This is a genomic window from Nonomuraea sp. NPDC050451, from assembly GCF_044458585.1.
This window is the reverse complement of record NZ_JBITHZ010000055.1, coordinates 1-15,411: the sequence shown is the minus strand read 5'-3', so window position 1 is coordinate 15,411 and position 15,411 is coordinate 1. Positions and strand designations below refer to the sequence as shown.

The 15,411-nt window shown below is 70.5% G+C and carries 15 protein-coding genes and 1 pseudogene; 2 read left to right on the top strand and 14 right to left on the bottom strand.

All coding sequences use genetic code 11. From position 1 onward, the window contains the following. Positions 1 to 16: 16 nt before the first annotated feature. The 7 genes from ACIBI9_RS62640 to ACIBI9_RS62610 all read right to left on the bottom strand — a co-directional run bounded on the left by ACIBI9_RS62640 (position 17) and on the right by ACIBI9_RS62610 (position 6,531). Positions 17 to 943 (bottom strand): hypothetical protein, encoded by a 927-nt coding sequence (locus tag ACIBI9_RS62640; protein ID WP_397237771.1) that lies wholly within the window; start codon positions 941 to 943, stop codon positions 17 to 19. A 113-nt stretch (positions 944 to 1,056) separates the two neighbouring features. Then, positions 1,057 to 2,022 (bottom strand): hypothetical protein, encoded by a 966-nt coding sequence (locus ACIBI9_RS62635; RefSeq protein WP_397237769.1) that lies wholly within the window; start codon positions 2,020 to 2,022, stop codon positions 1,057 to 1,059. Next, positions 2,019 to 2,507 (bottom strand): hypothetical protein, encoded by a 489-nt coding sequence (locus ACIBI9_RS62630; RefSeq protein WP_397237767.1) that lies wholly within the window; start codon positions 2,505 to 2,507, stop codon positions 2,019 to 2,021. Before ACIBI9_RS62630 ends, ACIBI9_RS62635 begins: the two co-directional genes overlap by 4 nt. A 3-nt stretch (positions 2,508 to 2,510) precedes the next feature. After that, positions 2,511 to 3,734: a macrolide family glycosyltransferase gene (locus ACIBI9_RS62625; protein ID WP_397237765.1), complete on the bottom strand. Its 1,224-nt coding sequence runs from the start codon at positions 3,732 to 3,734 to the stop codon at positions 2,511 to 2,513. Further along, positions 3,731 to 4,705 (bottom strand): patatin-like phospholipase family protein, encoded by a 975-nt coding sequence (locus ACIBI9_RS62620; RefSeq protein ID WP_397237763.1) that lies wholly within the window; start codon positions 4,703 to 4,705, stop codon positions 3,731 to 3,733. Before ACIBI9_RS62620 ends, ACIBI9_RS62625 begins: the two co-directional genes overlap by 4 nt. Before the next feature lie 75 nt (positions 4,706 to 4,780). Next, entirely contained in the window at positions 4,781 to 5,629 is an 849-nt protein-coding gene (locus ACIBI9_RS62615) for an aldo/keto reductase (RefSeq protein WP_397237761.1), read from the bottom strand. Between the two features lie 104 nt (positions 5,630 to 5,733). Continuing rightward, positions 5,734 to 6,531 (bottom strand): nitroreductase, encoded by a 798-nt coding sequence (locus ACIBI9_RS62610; protein ID WP_397237759.1) that lies wholly within the window; start codon positions 6,529 to 6,531, stop codon positions 5,734 to 5,736. Between the two features lie 234 nt (positions 6,532 to 6,765). Here ACIBI9_RS62610 and ACIBI9_RS62605 point away from each other — a divergent pair, with 234 nt between their 5' ends. Continuing rightward, on the top strand, positions 6,766 to 8,844 hold the full coding sequence (locus tag ACIBI9_RS62605) for a HEAT repeat domain-containing protein (protein ID WP_397237757.1): 2,079 nt from the start codon (positions 6,766 to 6,768) through the stop codon (positions 8,842 to 8,844). Between the two features lie 62 nt (positions 8,845 to 8,906). On the opposite strand, the gene ACIBI9_RS62600 is transcribed toward ACIBI9_RS62605, so the two are convergent. The 4 genes from ACIBI9_RS62600 to ACIBI9_RS62585 form a co-directional block, all read right to left on the bottom strand. Then, positions 8,907 to 9,698 carry a GNAT family N-acetyltransferase gene (locus tag ACIBI9_RS62600; protein ID WP_397237755.1) on the bottom strand — a complete coding sequence of 264 codons (792 nt, stop codon included), beginning with the start codon at positions 9,696 to 9,698 and terminating at the stop codon, positions 8,907 to 8,909. A 15-nt stretch (positions 9,699 to 9,713) separates the two neighbouring features. Next, complete coding sequence (locus ACIBI9_RS62595) at positions 9,714 to 9,836, bottom strand: hypothetical protein (RefSeq protein WP_397237754.1); 123 nt, start codon at positions 9,834 to 9,836, stop codon at positions 9,714 to 9,716. 32 nt (positions 9,837 to 9,868) lie between these two features. After that, positions 9,869 to 10,294: a hypothetical protein gene (locus tag ACIBI9_RS62590; protein ID WP_397237752.1), complete on the bottom strand. Its 426-nt coding sequence runs from the start codon at positions 10,292 to 10,294 to the stop codon at positions 9,869 to 9,871. 359 nt (positions 10,295 to 10,653) lie between these two features. Further along, the gene (locus ACIBI9_RS62585) at positions 10,654 to 11,622 is read right to left on the bottom strand and encodes an alpha/beta fold hydrolase (protein WP_397237750.1); all 969 of its coding nucleotides are present in this window, start codon (positions 11,620 to 11,622) and stop codon (positions 10,654 to 10,656) included. 259 nt (positions 11,623 to 11,881) lie between these two features. Here ACIBI9_RS62585 and ACIBI9_RS62580 point away from each other — a divergent pair, with 259 nt between their 5' ends. Further along, on the top strand, positions 11,882 to 12,865 hold the full coding sequence (locus ACIBI9_RS62580; RefSeq protein ID WP_397237748.1) for a transposase: 984 nt from the start codon (positions 11,882 to 11,884) through the stop codon (positions 12,863 to 12,865). Between the two features lie 157 nt (positions 12,866 to 13,022). Here ACIBI9_RS62580 and ACIBI9_RS62575 read toward each other — a convergent pair whose 3' ends face one another. From ACIBI9_RS62575 to ACIBI9_RS62565, 3 genes and pseudogenes are all read right to left on the bottom strand, one after another. Next, positions 13,023 to 13,874 (bottom strand): hypothetical protein, encoded by an 852-nt coding sequence (locus ACIBI9_RS62575; RefSeq protein ID WP_397237746.1) that lies wholly within the window; start codon positions 13,872 to 13,874, stop codon positions 13,023 to 13,025. Positions 13,875 to 13,964: 90 nt separating this feature from the next. Further along, a pseudogene (locus ACIBI9_RS62570) lies at positions 13,965 to 14,291 on the bottom strand (IS3 family transposase); the annotation flags it as partial. Then, positions 14,257 to 14,952, bottom strand: coding sequence for a DUF6431 domain-containing protein (locus ACIBI9_RS62565; protein WP_397237858.1), 696 nt, complete (start codon positions 14,950 to 14,952; stop codon positions 14,257 to 14,259). The pseudogene ACIBI9_RS62570 and the gene ACIBI9_RS62565, both read right to left, overlap by 35 nt. Positions 14,953 to 15,411 lie beyond the last annotated feature (459 nt).

Below are 15,411 nucleotides of genomic sequence, written 5' to 3'. Positions count from 1 at the left end.
AGGTGTGCGGCATGGGTCAGCCCTCCCGGGGGATCAGGGTGAGGCCGGCGAGCCGGGCCTGCTCGACGCTCTCGCGCAGGGACGCCTCGAGGCGCTCGGCGCGTTCGGCCAGCTCGCCGACCTCGCCGGCCGCCAGGTCGTCGCGTACGGTCCTGGAGAGCAGCTCGCGGTAGGCGTCACCGTCGTCCGCCAGGTCCTGCAGGGTCCGCCACTCGGCGTACACCTCCTCGGCCTCCTCGGTACGCCGCGCGTACTCCTCCAGGGAGGAGATGCGCCGGGCCAGCGCGCGGGTCGCCACTTCGAGCGCCTCCCCCTGGGATTCGAGCATGGCGGAGATGCGCTCGGTGACACGTCCCGACCGCGCGCCCGCCTGCTCGCGCCGCAGCCGGGTCAGCTCGGTCAGCGTCTCGGCGATCTCCCACTCCTGGCGGGGCAGGATCACCCGGTTGGCGATGCCGTCGAGCAGGCCGTCCCGATCGAGCCTGGACCGCAGGACCGTCGCGGTGGCGGCCACCGTCCGCTCCAGCAGCGCGGCGTCCAGCGGCTCCAGCATCGAGGCGGTCACGTACCTGCCGCGGTGGCGGCGGCCGTACCCCGCCACGGGCGACTCGCCCGCCAGCGCCAGGAGCATGAGGAAGGCCGCTGCCTGCACGGCCAGTCCGGCAAGGAAGAACGCCGTGAAGCCGTACCGGATCCAGATGCCGAGCATGGCCGCCTGCAGCAGCAGCCCGGTCAGGAGCATGATCCGGCCACGGTGGGCCAGCCCGACGACAAGGGGGAGGAAACCCCACAGCGCCGACTGAGGCAGGGCGGTCAGGACGTCACCGGACGTCCGCCCGCCCCAGGCGGGCCGCTCGGGAGTAGGCGGCAGGAGCTCCGGTCGGGTGGCCATCAGCCGGCGGTGCCCCTCGGGGAGGCTGGGGTCGAGGACGATCACGCTCACGAACAGTGACTATCTCGAGAAGCCGTTTACGCGCGCTTGCGGACCGCTTGCAGTGCTCACCGACGAGGGCGTGCGCCCGCCGGCACGCGTCGAGCCGGTGGGCGGGATCGAGGTCACGAGGGCCGAGGTGGGTGACCCGGCATGGCCTCGTGGACAGGAGACCGCCGCGGCGCGCCGCGGTGGGCGCGGATGAGGGCGATCACAGTTTCGGCGGTGCGGTCGAGGTGAGTTCGGCCGTCGGGCAGCTCCTCCTCCGGGCTGATGTAGCTGCGCCGTCCCATGTGGGTGGCCGGGTCGAGCCGGTGCACGGTGATCTTGCCCGCGCGGGCGGTGCGGTTCCATCCGCTGCGGCGGAAAGACCGCCAGCGCTGGGGGAAGATCCAGATGCCGACCCGCTCGATCCAGTCGCTCTCGCTGGTGAGCTGGTGGAGGTGATGGGCATGGGTGAGGTCGTTGGCGCCGTTGTGGAAGCCACCGATGGTGATCAGCAGGAGCGGGGCACGCAGGCGCGTGTACAGCTCTTCGACCGCTCCGGTGGCGACCTGCGCGCCGCCGCTGTAGCTCAGCAGCACCACGGGTATGCCGCTGTCGGGCTGGTAACCGGCAAGGCGCAGGTGGCCGGCGATCTGGGTGCCCACGGCGTGGTTGTACAGGGGACGGTACCGGCGGTCGGCGGCGACGAAGATCTGCATGACGTTGTGCAGGAACAGCAGGAGCCCGATGCGGTGGCGGAGCCACTCCCACACAGGCCGGTTGACCAGCGGGTGGGCCAGCGGGGAGTAGGGCTGCACCTGGCCGAGGACCCGCAGCTCCGGCGCCCCGGCGAGCAGGGCCTTGACCAGCTGGCCGCCGTCGCGGGTGTCGCGGAATCGGCGCTTCCCGATGCCGTCCAGATAGACCAGGTACGCGGCCGGAGGGCGGTCCGGGTCCGCGCCCCGGGCGTACGGCATGCCCTCGGGAAGCTCGGTGGTGAGAGTCCGCCAGCCGGCGGTGTAGACCAGCACCTCGTAACGGGCGAGCAGAGCCTCCGCGAGCAGGACCGGCCCGAGCGCCAGGACGAGGAGCGGGAGATCGGTCATGCGAGCAGCTCCCGCCGGCTGATGGCGCTGATCTTGACAACCAGGCGCCGGACACCTTCGACGGCGGTGGCGAGCGCGGCTCCGGCGATGGTCACGCAGCTCGCCGCAAGCCACCAGCCCAGCCCCGTCGCCGCGGCGAGCGGCGCGACGAGGCCGGCCCCGACCCCCACGAAAAGCAGCAGATGCAGCAGGGGCCCGAGCAGCGGGAACGCGATGACAGCGGAGAACACCAGCGGCGCAGCCAGACTGGGCGTCCATTCCGGCACGGCGCTCGACGGATGAGCGGACGGCATGAGATCGGCAAGGGTCCATGCGGTCAGGGGCCACAGCGTGAACACCGCGCCCTCGACCACGGCGCCGGTCAGGAGTAGCAGGATCGCATGGGATCGCGACACGTTGGGATGGCGGGCGATCAGGGGCAGGATCCGTCCGGCGGACTCGGACAGACCGGCGAGCAGCAGCAGGGCGACGACGAGGGATGACATCGGTCAGCGCTCCCGCCGCGAATCCGCCAGGGCCGGTCGGCCGACACGGCCGGCCTGGTGCTGGTAGCGCTCGAGCTCGTCGGCGGCCCGCGGGTAACCGCCGGCCTCGTGCTGGGCGGCCTGCAAGGTGGCCGCCGCGGCCCGGAAGCGGGGTTCGTCGAGCAGTCGTCGGGCGAGGGCGTTCACGGGTCCCGCCTCCGCGTCCCGGGCCCGGATCGAGAGCCCGGCGCCGAGCTCGACGACCCGCCTGGCCACCAGCGGCTGATCGGCGCCGTGCGGGACCACCAGCATCGGGACGCCGGCGTGCATGGCCTCGTTGACGCTGTTCATCCCGCCGTGGGTGACGAACAGCGCGGCGCGGTCCAGCACCTGAAGTTGCGGTACGAAGCGGCGGGCGAGCACGTTGGCCGGCAGCGGGCCCAGCGCGGCCGGATCAGTCCGTCCGGTGGAGATGACGACCGTGCCGCCCAGCGGTGCGAGCGCCGTGGCGAAGTTGCGCAACAGCTGCGGGTCGGCGTCGACCACCGTGCCCAGCGAGGCGTACAGCACCGGGCCCTGCAGGCGATCGGCGGGGAAGGACGGGTCGGGCGGCCGGGCGCCGAGGCTCGGGCCGACGAACCGGTAGGACCGGTCGAAGGCGTCGACGCCTAGCTGGAACGCCCGCGAGGTGAAGACCAGGTTGAGCGGCTCATGTACGTTCGCCAGGTCGAGCAGGGGCAAACCGCGGGTGTCGTAGTTGCGGGACAGTTCCCACCGCGACCGCAGGTAACTCCGGGCGTTGCGGGGCCGGGCCGTCGCCGCGGCCAGCAGATCCCACGAGAGGCGGGTGGGACTCGGCGCGTACCGGTTGAACGCGAACGTGGTGAACGTCGCGGCCGCCGGCACCCCGAGCTCCCGGGCGGCCACCGCGCCCCAGGGGCAGGCCGAGCCGTGGACGATCAGGTCAGGCCGGATACGACGCAGATCGGAAAGCACGGCGGGCAGCAGCGCGACGGCGGTGCGGGCGAGTCCGTCCAGCATCGTGAGCGGCACCGGCGGGTCGGGAAGTGGCTGGTCGCCGCCGGGGTAGAGGCACGCGGTCGCACCGGTGGCCTCGACCTCCTCCGAGAACGCGGGCGAGGTGTGATACGTGACCGAGTGGCCGCGGCGGACGAGCTCGGCCACGATCGGCAGCGTCGGGTTGACGTGCCCGTGCATGGCGATGTTGAGGAACGCGACAGTGCTCATCGGCCGGCCTCCCGTACCTTGCCCGGGATGGCCGGTCCCGCGACCCGGTACAAGCCCGGCCCGCTGATGCGCAGCCCGTCGAGAAAGTGACCCGCCGCGAGGGCGGCAGCATTGATCAGCTGCCGCGAATGGCGGAAGTCCCACGGGGCGGGCCAGCTCTCGATGCCGGTCGGCAGCACGACGGTCGGGATCCGTTCGGACACCTCGTCCAGGTCGCGCTCGATCTGATGCTGCAACAGCAGCAGCCCGGCCCTGGCGGCAACCGCGCCGGCCCACCGGGGCGGGCCGGCTGGGCGCGGCGGCGAGCTCGTCTGCCCGGTCGACAGCACCACCACGCTGGCCGCCCCTGCCTGTAGAGCCGCCCGTACGGGGACAAAGGCGATCACTCCGCCGTCGACGAGCGTCCGGCCTTCCCGCTCCACCGGAGGCAGGATCCCCGGAATGGCCGCGCTGGCCAGCAACGCGGACTCGAGGTCTCCGTGGTCGAGCAGCACCTGAGCGCCGGTGGCCAGATCCATGGCCACCGCGGTGAAAGGGATCTCCAGGTGTTCGATCCGCGACGGCAGCCCGGCCCGGGCGATCAGTCTGCGCAGGCCGCGATCGGCGCAGACACTGGCCCGCGAGGACAGGTGGCCGAGCGGGAACACCTCACGGCGACGCGCGTGGGTCCAGGTGAGATCCAGCCATGGTGCGGCCTTGCCGGGGTGGGCGGCCGCGATCGCTCCGTTGAGGGCGCCCACCGATGTTCCGACGATCAGGTCCGGGACGAATCCTCGCTGCTCCAACGCGTACCCGACACCGACCTGCGCGGCCCCGAGCACTCCCCCGCCCCCTACCGCGACCGCCACGGGACGGGGCAGGGCGCGCAGGCCTGCCGCCCTCAGGCCCTCGTCCGGGCGGCGCGCCCGCTCGTCGCCGCCGGCGCCGTCGAGGGCCGTGGAGGCCGGCCTCCGGCGATATGTAACCTTCATGGTCCGTCCTCTCTCACTGCGGCGCTTTCGCGGATTCGTTTCCCTACCAAGATCGGCCGGCCTGGGCCGGGATGATCAGGCGAGGTCGGCGAGGTCCTCCTCGGTGAGGGCGATCGGCCGGGCGGCCAGGTTCTCCTCCAGGTGGGCCGCGGAGCCGGTGCCCGGGATGGCCAGGGCGACCGGGGACAGGGCCAGCAGCCAGGCCAGGGCGATCTGGTGGGCGGTGGCGCCGTGCCGTTCGGCGACCTTGACCAGGGCGGGGTTGTCGATGTCGGCCCTGCCGCCGCCGAGGGGGAAGAAGGGGACGAAGGCGATGCCGGCCTGCGCGCAGGCGTCCAGGACGGCCGTCTCGTCACGGTTGGCGATGTGGAAGTCGTTCTGGACGGCCGCGACAGGGGCGATCGCGCGGGCCTCGGCGAGATGGCCGGCGTCGACGTTGCTGAGGCCCAGGTGGCGGATCAGGCCCTCCTCGCGCAGCGCGGCGAGCGCCTCGAAGCGTTCGGCGAGCGACTCGCCGTGCGGGGGCTCCATCGTGCCGATGCGCAGGTAGACCAGGTCGAGGCGGTCCAGGCCCAGGCTCTCGAGGTTGGCTTCGACCTGCGGCCGGAGATCGGCGGCGCCGCCCTGGCGGGGACCGCCGGGACCGAAGATCGGGCCGACCTTGGTGGCGATGACCAGGTTGTCCGGGTACGGGGACAGGGCTTCGCGGATCAGCGTGTTGGCGCGTACGGAGCCGTCCTGGCTTCGGTAGAAGTCGGCGGTGTCGATGTGGTCGACACCGAGCTCGACGGCACGGCGCAGGACGGCGCGGCCGGTCTCCGGGTCGCGGGCGGGCCCGCCCGGGCCGGCCTGGGGCAGGCGCATGGCGCCGAAGCCGAGCCGGTCGATCGTCAGGTCGCCGCCGAGGCGGAACTGGCTGGTCATGTCTCTCCACGTGATCTGATGTGGCTCCTGCGAGGAGGCCGGAGCCGGAAGAAGTCAGCTGAGCGTCGTCAGCTGCACGAAGGCGGCGACGTCCGCCGCAAGGGTCAAGTGCGGCCCGCCGGAGCGGGTGTGCTCGTACGCGTGGATCGCCTGCGGCGGCGTGCGGGAGCAGCTTGTGCGCAGTGCTCGGTGGATCGAGAGCGGGACCCGGTCACACCGCATGCGATCGCAGGACCGGAACCCTCGACGAACGTGACCGTCTCATCGAGCGGCGCGCGGCCCGTGCGGACGTGGTCCACCGTGACGTCCTCGAACCCGATGGACATGCCGCAGAAGAGGACGAGCTCGTCCGGAGGGTGCAGGACCTCCGCGACGGTCTTGCGGTACACCGACCACGCCATCTGCGGGCAGCTGTGCAGCCCTTCGGCGCGCAGCAACAGCATGACGGTCTGCAGATACATGCCGACGTCGGCCCATTGGGGCGGCCCCAAGTCGCGGTCGATGTAGCAGAACAGGGCGGCGGGCGCGCCGAAGCAGTCCCAGTTCTCGGCCGCGGCCCTCTGCCGCGCCTCCCAGTCCTCACGCGCGATTCCGAGCGCGCCGTAGCGCTCCCGGCCGAAGTCGGATCGACGCTCGTGGTACGGGGACTTCAGCGCGGGCGGGTACATCTCGTACTCCCGCTCGTCCCAGGGGTCACCCGCGGCCAGGCGCTCGGCGGCACACTTCTTGATCTCGGCCAGCGGCTCGCCCGTCACCACGTAGACGTGCCACGGCTGGAGGTTCGACCCGGACGGCGCCCAGGCCGCTGCCGACAGCACACGCTCCAGCACCTCGATCGGGACAGGCTGATCGGTGAATCCGCGCACCGCCCGTCGGCTCGTGACTGCCTCATAGACATCCATGATCGTTACCTCCCCGTTTACTCAGTGCGTCTATATTCATTACGGTATCAAGTGAGACAGTATCGTTCAATACGATTTGTCGGCCGCACGCTGTGATAAAGGCAACACACGCAGCGACCTCGTCCGCCTGGAAGGAGCTGGAGACGGCGCGCCCCATGTTGGCGGCGGTGGCCGACCCGAGCGTGCCCGGCCGGGCCGGGCTCGCGCCCGTACCTTTTGGCAAGATGTCTGCCCATGACAGTCGAGGAGGACCTGTTCGCCGGCCTGGACGAGATTCGCTGGGGGCGCATGCGCCACGCCTATGGGTCCGCCGCCGAGGTCCCGGGCCTGCTGCGTGACCTGATCGACTCCGATCCCGCCGTCCGCGAGAGCGCGCTCGACGGCATGTACGGCGCGGTGCACCACCAGGGCGACGTCTATCCGTGCACGATCGCGGCGATCCCGTTCCTGTTGCGCATCGCCGAACGCCCGGAGCTCCCCGGCCGTCCCGGCGTCGTGGAGCTGCTGGCCAGTATGGGTTCGGCCGAGGATCCCACCGAGCTGTCCGGGCCGTACCGGAAGGCGAACGAGGCGGTCGCGGCGGCGTACCCGCTGTGGGAGCGGCTGCTGGCGGACGCGGACCCGCGGGTGCGCGAGGGGGCGCTCGAGGTGCTGCCCGCCTGCACGCGCCGGCGGCCGGAGGCGCTGGCGCGCCTGGCCGGACGCCTGGCGGACGAGACCGACGAGCATGTGCGGCGCGCGATCGTGCGTACGGCCGGCACACTGGCGCGGTGCGAGGAAGGCGTCGACCCCGCGCTGCGCGATTGGCTGGCGGGGATCGTCGCGGCGGAGCCTGACCTGCAGCTCCGGCTGGTGGCCCTGGCCGAGCTCGCCTCGCTGCCCGGCGCGCCGGACGAGCCGCCGGTGGCCGAGGTCGACGACGCGCTGGAGATGCTCGCGGCCGTCTACGGATCGGGTACGGCGGTCACCGCGCCCGCCGGGTTCGAGACCGGTACCCTCATCGGTGCCGTACGCCGGTTACGCGAACAGGACGACGAAGGCCGGCGGGCCCCCGGAGCAGCCGCACTCGTGCGTGACCTGAGCGCGTCCTTCGGCGACCGCGTGGACGACCGGGTGCGCCTGCTGGCGGGCCTGCTGCGATCCCGGGACTGGGAGCGTCACCTGGACGCCCTGACAGCTGCGGGCAATCTCGTCGACGACTGGCGCGGCGACTACCGTGAGCTGATCGGTCTGGTCGGCGAGCGGATCGGCGATGGGCACCCGCGCACGCGGCCTCGGGCGGTCGGCGTACTGGAGCATCTGGGCGAGCTGACCGCGCCCGCCGCGGACGCCTTGGCGGCGGCGCTGGAGTCCACGACCCGGCGGGCCTCGCACACCGAGGCGGACGCGCACCTGCCGTGGGTGATCGAGTGGTCGCACGGGCTGCCGACCGTCTCGCCGGCGCTGCGGGCTCTCAGCGGGACGGGTGACCCGCGTGCGTTGCCGATGCTGGCCTGGGCGCTCGATCGCGAGCCGATGCCGAACGACCCCGGCTCGTGTGTGATCAGGTTCGGGCCACGCGCGGTGCCCCTGATGCCGCTGCTGCTGCGCCGCCTGCGCGACCTGCCCGCCGACGACCCGCACGACCACCGTCGCGACAGCGTCGCCCGCGCGCTCGCCGCGATCGGCCCGGCCGCCACCGAAGCCCTGCCCGACCTGCTCGGCGGCCCCGTCACCCCGGCCGTGCTCGTGGCACTCGCGGCGATCGATCCCGATGCCGGGGAATGCCTGCCGGTCCTCCGCCAGGCCGCCGCCGCGGCGGACCACCGGCTCGCGGTGCCGGCGGCCCGGGCCTTGTGGCAGGTCACCGGCTCCGCCGACGCGGCCCTTGCGGTCGCAGACCGGTGTCTCGACGACGACAGCACGTACGCCTGGCGCGAGGCGGCCGACCTCCTGGCCGAGCTGGGTCAGGCCACGAAGTCCCAGAGCGCGCGGCTGCGGCGATTGGCCCGCCGCAAGGACCCGCACGGCTGGCTCGTCCTCTCGGCCGCCCACGCGCTGTGGCGGATCACTGGCGACCCGGCCCCCGCGCTGCCGGTACTGGAACGGGTGTGGACGGCGAACGTCCACACCCGGCCCAGGGTCGCCGCGCTCTGGGCCGAGTTGGGCCCGGTCGCAGCGGACTCCGTCCCGCTGCTGACCGCCGAACTGGGCCGCGCACGCCGGCACAACGCGCGCGAGGACGGCTACAGCACCGCTCAGGTCACCGAGGACGAGACGTTGCTCGGCCACTGCCGCGCGGCTCTGACCGCCGTCGGCGGGTACGTGCGATGAGCGATCAGGGCCTTGGCCATCTCGGGGCGGTTCCCCTCCCGATCAGCCACAGGCCGTCAATGTCAGTCCCAGGTCATGTTGATCGTGCGTTCGAAGTTGGCGTATCCGGCGCGTCGGAAGGCGTTCGCCATGGGAGTGTTGCCGAGATCCGTGGCCGCCCGGACGCGCGGGACGTCCTGCGCGCTGAGGATACGGGTGCCTTCGGCAAGGATGTCGTCGATGTAGCCGTTGCCCCGATGTGCGGGCAGTACGGCGAGGTAGCCGATGACGGGGTTGTAGTCGTTGCGGGCCGGCGTGACGAACCCCACCGGCTCGCCGTCCGGCAGCGTCGCGACCCTCCACCAGTCCCGCGGGCTCCGGTAGTGCGCAAGCTCGTCCTCATAGTGTCTGACCGCCGCTTCGCGGGGGGACATCCGGGTCAGGTCGTCGTTGCTGTGCGCGTCCAGCGTGCCGTCCAGGACCAGGGTCATCAGGTCGAGGATCTCCTCGGTGTCGCGGACCGGCCGGAACGCCAGGCGCCCGCTGGGCTCTGAGATCGGCGTCCCGGGACGCCACTCCATACGCAGCCGTTCGACGAGCACGCGGGCGCCGGTCCGTTCCAGGGCGAGCATGCGGTCCTCGACGGCGCGCCTGGTCGTTCCGGCCTCGCGCCAATCGGGTGGGACCATGCGGATGCACCCGGGCGGACGGGCGCCTGCTGGGACAACTTCCGCCATGGCGGTCTGCAGCAGCCGTACGCCGATGTCCACCCCGTTGTCGTCGATGTCGAAAATGTCCAGGAGGAATGGTGTGTCCTCTCCCGCCCGGCCCCACCAGGCGGCCCTGGCCAGCAGGTGGTCGCCGCGGAGGGCCACCCACATCCATTCCGGTCAGCGGCGGCCGGCCGCGAGGTCGTCCGCCAGTTCCTCGTTGAGGACGTAGGGCAGGCGGGAGAAGACGTTGAGTTCTTCGCGCCCGGTGATCGGGCGGATGGTGGTCCCCTGCGCAAGCACACCGGAGGTGCTGGGCCGTCAGCGTCGATCTGCTACGGCTGATCGCCCTCGGCCTGCATGGAGACGGTCTGTCGCTCGCCGATGACAAGGGTGACCGCGGCCAGCAGGTAGAACGGGGACAGAAGCAGCAGGTATCCCATCGACAGGTTGTCGCTGCTCTCCAGTGCTGACATCCCGGCATATCCGAGGATCAGCCCGAAAAGTGCGAGAGCTCCCGCTGTCCAGGGTGTGATGCGCCGGCGGTGGCCTCGGGGCAGCACGAACACGATGGCGGCCAGCAGAAGGACCAGGCCAGAGTTCAGGGCGTATTCGAGCAACCGCGGGGCAAGCGGAAGGTGGGTGGTGGCAACCACTGTTATCGCTTCGGCGTCTGCATACATACGGTCGCCCTCCTCGCCGACGAAGGGATATTCCGTGCTGAGCAACTGCGGGATCCCTGCCAGGATGAGAGTCAGCACGCGCCAGAACGCAGGGGACTCCCGCCACCGTCTCAACCGTGTCATCGTGGTCGCTCTCCCAGCCCCCAGGTACGTCTGTCCGAAGATCACCCACACCTTAGCGGTCATGGCCCGGAGCGGTGACGGGTTCGGGAGGCGCCGGGGCCCTCTCCCCCACAGGACTCCGCCGCCGTTACCGCCAACGCCGGGAACACCACACCGCAGTGCTCCTCCTCGTCCGCCTGCAGCAACTCCCGCACCCGCGCGAGCGGAACCCCCGGCCCCGGCGAACGTCCGGGCCTTTGATCAGCTCGACGTCGGCGTCGCATCGCCGCTACCGGAGTGGTCCCGCTCCGGCTGGTGCCGCACCGCGCGCACGATCACCCCGGCGTACGGCGCCAGTCTCCCCGGAGCCGTTCAGAAGTCGCCGGGCCGTGCGCACTCCGGATGATCTGGGCGATCTGCGGGGCATGGGTGAAGACGAGCCGGTGATCGGCGTCGAGCCAGGATGTGGCGACGTGCGGCCGCTCTCGGACGAGCCGCTCGATACCGGCCCGCCAGAGCCGGTTGTGCCGCGGTGCGCGCCCTTCGCCGCTGTCTCCGGCGATCGAGCTCGACATGATCATGCTGATGGGCCGGTCGATCTTCCGGTACCGGTCGAGGATTCCGGACCGGACCACGTCGATCTCGAGGTTCAGCTCGTGGATCTCCCGTGCGGTGAGCAACACCTGACGCTCGGTCCCCCGCACGGCCTCCTGCCGTGTCGCCAGATCGTCTGCCATCGCGCGGAAATCCGCCAGGTCAGCATCGGTGATGAAAGGTTCGGGCAAGGGGTTCGCCCCGTCGATGAGCACCAGCCCGGCGACGTCGTCAGGACGCTCGGAGGCATAGTGCACGGCCAGGTCCGCGCCCAGCGAGTAGCCCACGAGCACGGGCGGCGAGGGCAGGCCGAGGCGTCCCAGCTCCGTCAGTACGGCGACGAGATCGCTGAGGAACGCCTCGAAGGAGTACCGGTCGGCGGCCGAGGCGAGACCGTGGCCTCTGAGGTCGAAGGTCACCACGTCGTGGTCGCGCCGCAGCAGCCCGGTCAGCTCGTACAGGTCGGCCTGCGTCGAGTTCAGCCCAGGGCACAGGACCAGCGGTCGCCCGCGGCCGCCGCGAGACACCGGGATCGTGACGCCGTCGTGGTGGACCGTGAAGCCCCGCACAGTCGTTTCACCTCGCGCCTCATCGTGGTCGGTCGGTATGTCGGTGGTCGTCCGTTGGCGAGATGTCTGGTCTGCCGCGTTGTCGCCGTACGGCTTGCCCGGTCCGGCGACGACCTCGGCCGCGTTGGTTCTCGTAGTCATGCCGACCATGCTGAGAGGTTGACCCAGGGTCAGGGTCAATGCCTTTGCGACAGGGTGACCTCCTTCAGCGTAGGAGATCTGCCATGTCTCTGCGTCCGCAACTTGCGCGTCAGGTTCCTGAGCAGACTGCCCGGATCGCGCGGGCGGCGTTCCCCAAGGGCTGCCTGGCCATGCGGGTCCGCGATGAGCTGGTCCGCTATTTCGTGATGAGCAGTTCGCCGCCGCGTTCCCGCGCCGTGGTGGGCCGGCGCTGCGCAGGATGTGGATCAAGCAATGCCACCGCGATGACAAGGGGGTGCGCTGGCGGGAGGGCAAGGACCTTTCGCCAGGCGCCATACGCCTGGTGACGCCGTATGACGTGCAGGCCCGCCACAGCATCAAACGCGGCACGGGCTGGACCGGCTACAAGGTCCACTTCTCGGAAACAGGCGAACCCGACGCACCGCACATGATCACCAATGTCGCCACCACCGCGGCGACGGTGACCGACACCGAGATGACGGCGCCCATTCACCAGGCTCTGCAACAGCGCCGCCTGCTGCCCGACGAGCACCTGGTGGACCATGGCTACACCTCGGCGACCCTTCTGGCTCAGGGTCGGACCGAGTACGGGTTGAACCTGGTAAGGGCGGTCCGCATCGATGTCTCCCGGCAGCGTCGGCAGACGCCCGAAGTCGCGCAGGATGCCTTCACCATCGACTGGGACGCCCGCCGCGTCACCTGTCCGCAAGGACACACCAGCGCCGTGTGGTCCGCCCAGCGGCATAACGTCCGGGGCGTGCCCATCGTCCAGGTCTTCTTCCGTCGCACCGGTTGTGAGCCATGTCCCCTGCGCCAGGCGTGCACCCGTACACCGGTCCCCGCTGGGGTCGTGGCCTCCAGCTTCTGGCTCGTCTCCTCCAAGAAGCACAGGACGCACGGCGACGAGAACAGGACACCGAGGAGTTCAAGGCTGGCTACGGGGTCAGGGCGGGCGTGGAAGGAACCATCTCCCAGGCAGTGCAGATCAGGAATCCGCACCAGCCGCTACATCGGCCTGCCCGAGACCCATCTCGGCCAGCAGCTCCCGCGTCACAGCGAACCCGATCCCCGCCGCCAACTCATATCGGTCAGCGGCGGAACACGGCCGGCCAGAGGACCTCGCTCCCCCCTTGCGCTCTCCTCGACGGTCATCCAAGAGGACAATCGCAGACGCCGCATGAGCGTGGCCTCGGCGCCCGTCGAACGCGTCTTGTGTGACTGAGCCCTTCAGTTGGCGGGGATCGCCAACTCTGTCCGACGGCTGCGAGTCCTCCTGCAAGGGAGGATGAGCCTGATCGTGTTCCGCCCAGCGCGCCCCGGCACATCGCTGCCGCGGTGAAGGCGCAATGCCGGGCCAGGCGCCGCCGTACTCCTGCTGGTCACGTGACCATGGCAAGCTCGTAAGCCGAGATGGGACGGAAAGTGGACAGCGCTGCCACCAGGTCAGCCTCAGCGATACCCGAACCGTTGAGCATGACCAGCGCATCGCCCGACCTGGCGAAGACAGTGACCCAGGAGGACCCGGCACCGGTCCGGACCCATCGGTCTCCCGGGAGCGATTTGCACCGCAGCGGAACGTCAAAGTTCTCGGTGACCGCCAAGCAGGAATCCCGCGGGTTTCCAGCCGCGGCGGGCCAGACCGTGACCTGGATCTCGGAGAATCCCCGATCCGGCGTGGCGTCCCGCCAGTACTCCAGCCAGGTGGACGGTTCCGGCTCCCGCTGCCCGGCGGCATTGAGATCCACGTGGACCAGCCGGTAACCCTGGATCGCTGGAGCGATCAACGGCACGCCGGACCTCTCAAAGCTGCGGACTGCCAACCAGGCCAGGATCTGCGGCTTGTACTGCGCCGCGCCCCAAGATCCGAGGGGCACGACTACAGCCAGGGCTACCGCCCACCAGCGCACGGGCAACATGAACGACCACGCCGACAGAGCGAAGCCGACCACACCACCGACCACGTAGACAGGGGCGACAAGGGCCGGTAGAGGGCCGAGCAGCTCCGACTCCGGCACCGGCACCAGCACCGCGAGGGCACCAATGAGCAACCAAGTCGCAGAGCCCCCGACAAGACCGACCATGCCCCAGAGCGGCAGCCCGGCCAGCCGCGCGCCCACTGTGCCCAGGATTATCGCCAGGAGGAACATGGCCGGCGGGAGAACAGTCCCGTCGAGCTCTTCCCCCTGCATGTCCATCCAGATGATGGCCGCGGTGGGGATGATGCCCGTCATCAACCCGATGAGGGTTGCACGCCCCAGGACAGCTCTGGTCGATAAACCCTCCATGTTCCTATTGTTGCCGCTGGCCATGCCAGAACGAGTTCAGAACAACTCGATCAAGGGCGAAGGTGTGGAGTTGCCCCAGTTCAGTAGACACATCAGGGCTTGCGACTTAGCGGCAGCGTAGTCGAGATCTTGGATGTTCTTGAGGGTGTGTCGGCGCTCGTATTCGGCAGGGCTGAGCCGGCCATGGGCGGAATGCCGGCGACGTGGGTTGTAGAACCCCTCGATGTAGCTGAACAGGGCACGTTCGGCTTCCGGCCTGGTGCGGAAGGTTCGCCGGTCGATCAGTTCACGCTCCAGCGAAGCGAAGAAGCTCTCGGTGATGGCGTTGTCAGCATGTCCCAGCGCGGCCCGCCGACCGGCTTCCTCGCCGGAGACTTCGCAGGCCACCGGCCAGACCGGCAACGTGGTGACCAAACGACGCCCGCCCCGAACACGTCCCGGTGACCAACGCCGGACTGAACCGCCCGGTCACCGCGGCCGCCACCGCGACCAGTGCCGCCAACGCATCCGCCAGCGGCGACCCGGCCGGCGCAGGCAGCCCGTCCGGGTCGTCGGCCAGCGCCACCAGCAGCGTGGTGAAGGCCGCGCGCACGCGCTCGGCCCGCGCGCCGAACCGGCGCAACCAGCCCCGCACCGTCTCCGGTGGTCGCCCCAGCTCCCGGGCGATCCGGCGATGTCCCTGCCCGCCCGCGGCCGCCTCTACCGCCGCGCCGATCTCCTCGGCGGTGTCGGCCCGCCGCGCCAGGACGCCGACCGGCAGCAGCATGTGGGTGCGCTCGCAGCGTGAACACCGTGACCGCAGCGGCAGGATCTCCACCTCGCCATCGGGCCCGCGCAACCGGCGCGATCGCCCGTATCCCCATCGGGCCAGATCACCGCCGCATCGGGGGCAATTCAGCCTGCGCTCGACGCAGGCCGCATCGACCTCTACCGTGACCACGTAGTGCCTCCGGCACTGCCACCCACGGCCCTCCCGGTCTCGGCGCCAATCGAAAGCGGGAGGGTCGTGGCCTTTCACGAACATGGTCACGCTGACTCGCGCCCAGCCGGACGATCAGCACAAACGACACGATCGATTCCGCATCGTCACATCGCGGGGGCGAAACCCCAGCACACCGACCACTCATCCCCACCACGCCGACATCTCTGTGGTCCGTCCCCATCTTGAATGACTCAGAGGCTTCCTAGATCACCATCTAGAGTGACGGGGAACACCACCAGGCCGCCGGGGCCGACGATCTCGGCGATGAGGCGTTGTATCCGCCGGAACTTCTGACGGCATCGGCTTTGAACTCGGCCGAATAGGCCTTCATGGCCACGAGGAACTCCTTTGTCCCCAGATCTCCATGATCTGGCACTTCAAGGTGTCCACACATCGGGGGGAGGCCCCAAGGCCAGGTAGTTAAGGCTTTTGGGCCGCTGGCAAGGGCACTGAGGGATTTGGCTGGGCGGTGTAGATGCCTGGCCCGATCTTGCGGATGAG

Bases quoted from the DNA above. Each gene is read 5' to 3' on its own strand.
- ACIBI9_RS62625 (WP_397237765.1), bottom strand. From the start codon at position 3,734: ATGAGCACTGTCGCGTTCCTCAACATCGCCATGCACGGGCACGTCAAC.
- ACIBI9_RS62635 (WP_397237769.1), bottom strand. From the start codon at position 2,022: ATGACCGATCTCCCGCTCCTCGTCCTGGCGCTCGGGCCGGTCCTGCTC.
- ACIBI9_RS62630 (WP_397237767.1), bottom strand. From the start codon at position 2,507: ATGTCATCCCTCGTCGTCGCCCTGCTGCTGCTCGCCGGTCTGTCCGAG.
- ACIBI9_RS62620 (WP_397237763.1), bottom strand. From the start codon at position 4,705: ATGAAGGTTACATATCGCCGGAGGCCGGCCTCCACGGCCCTCGACGGC.
- ACIBI9_RS62580 (WP_397237748.1), top strand. From the start codon at position 11,882: ATGTGGATCAAGCAATGCCACCGCGATGACAAGGGGGTGCGCTGGCGG.
- ACIBI9_RS62565 (WP_397237858.1), bottom strand. From the start codon at position 14,952: ATGTTCGTGAAAGGCCACGACCCTCCCGCTTTCGATTGGCGCCGAGAC.
- ACIBI9_RS62605 (WP_397237757.1), top strand. From the start codon at position 6,766: ATGACAGTCGAGGAGGACCTGTTCGCCGGCCTGGACGAGATTCGCTGG.
- ACIBI9_RS62585 (WP_397237750.1), bottom strand. From the start codon at position 11,622: ATGACTACGAGAACCAACGCGGCCGAGGTCGTCGCCGGACCGGGCAAG.
- ACIBI9_RS62610 (WP_397237759.1), bottom strand. From the start codon at position 6,531: ATGGATGTCTATGAGGCAGTCACGAGCCGACGGGCGGTGCGCGGATTC.
- ACIBI9_RS62615 (WP_397237761.1), bottom strand. From the start codon at position 5,629: ATGACCAGCCAGTTCCGCCTCGGCGGCGACCTGACGATCGACCGGCTC.
- ACIBI9_RS62575 (WP_397237746.1), bottom strand. From the start codon at position 13,874: ATGACGGGCATCATCCCCACCGCGGCCATCATCTGGATGGACATGCAG.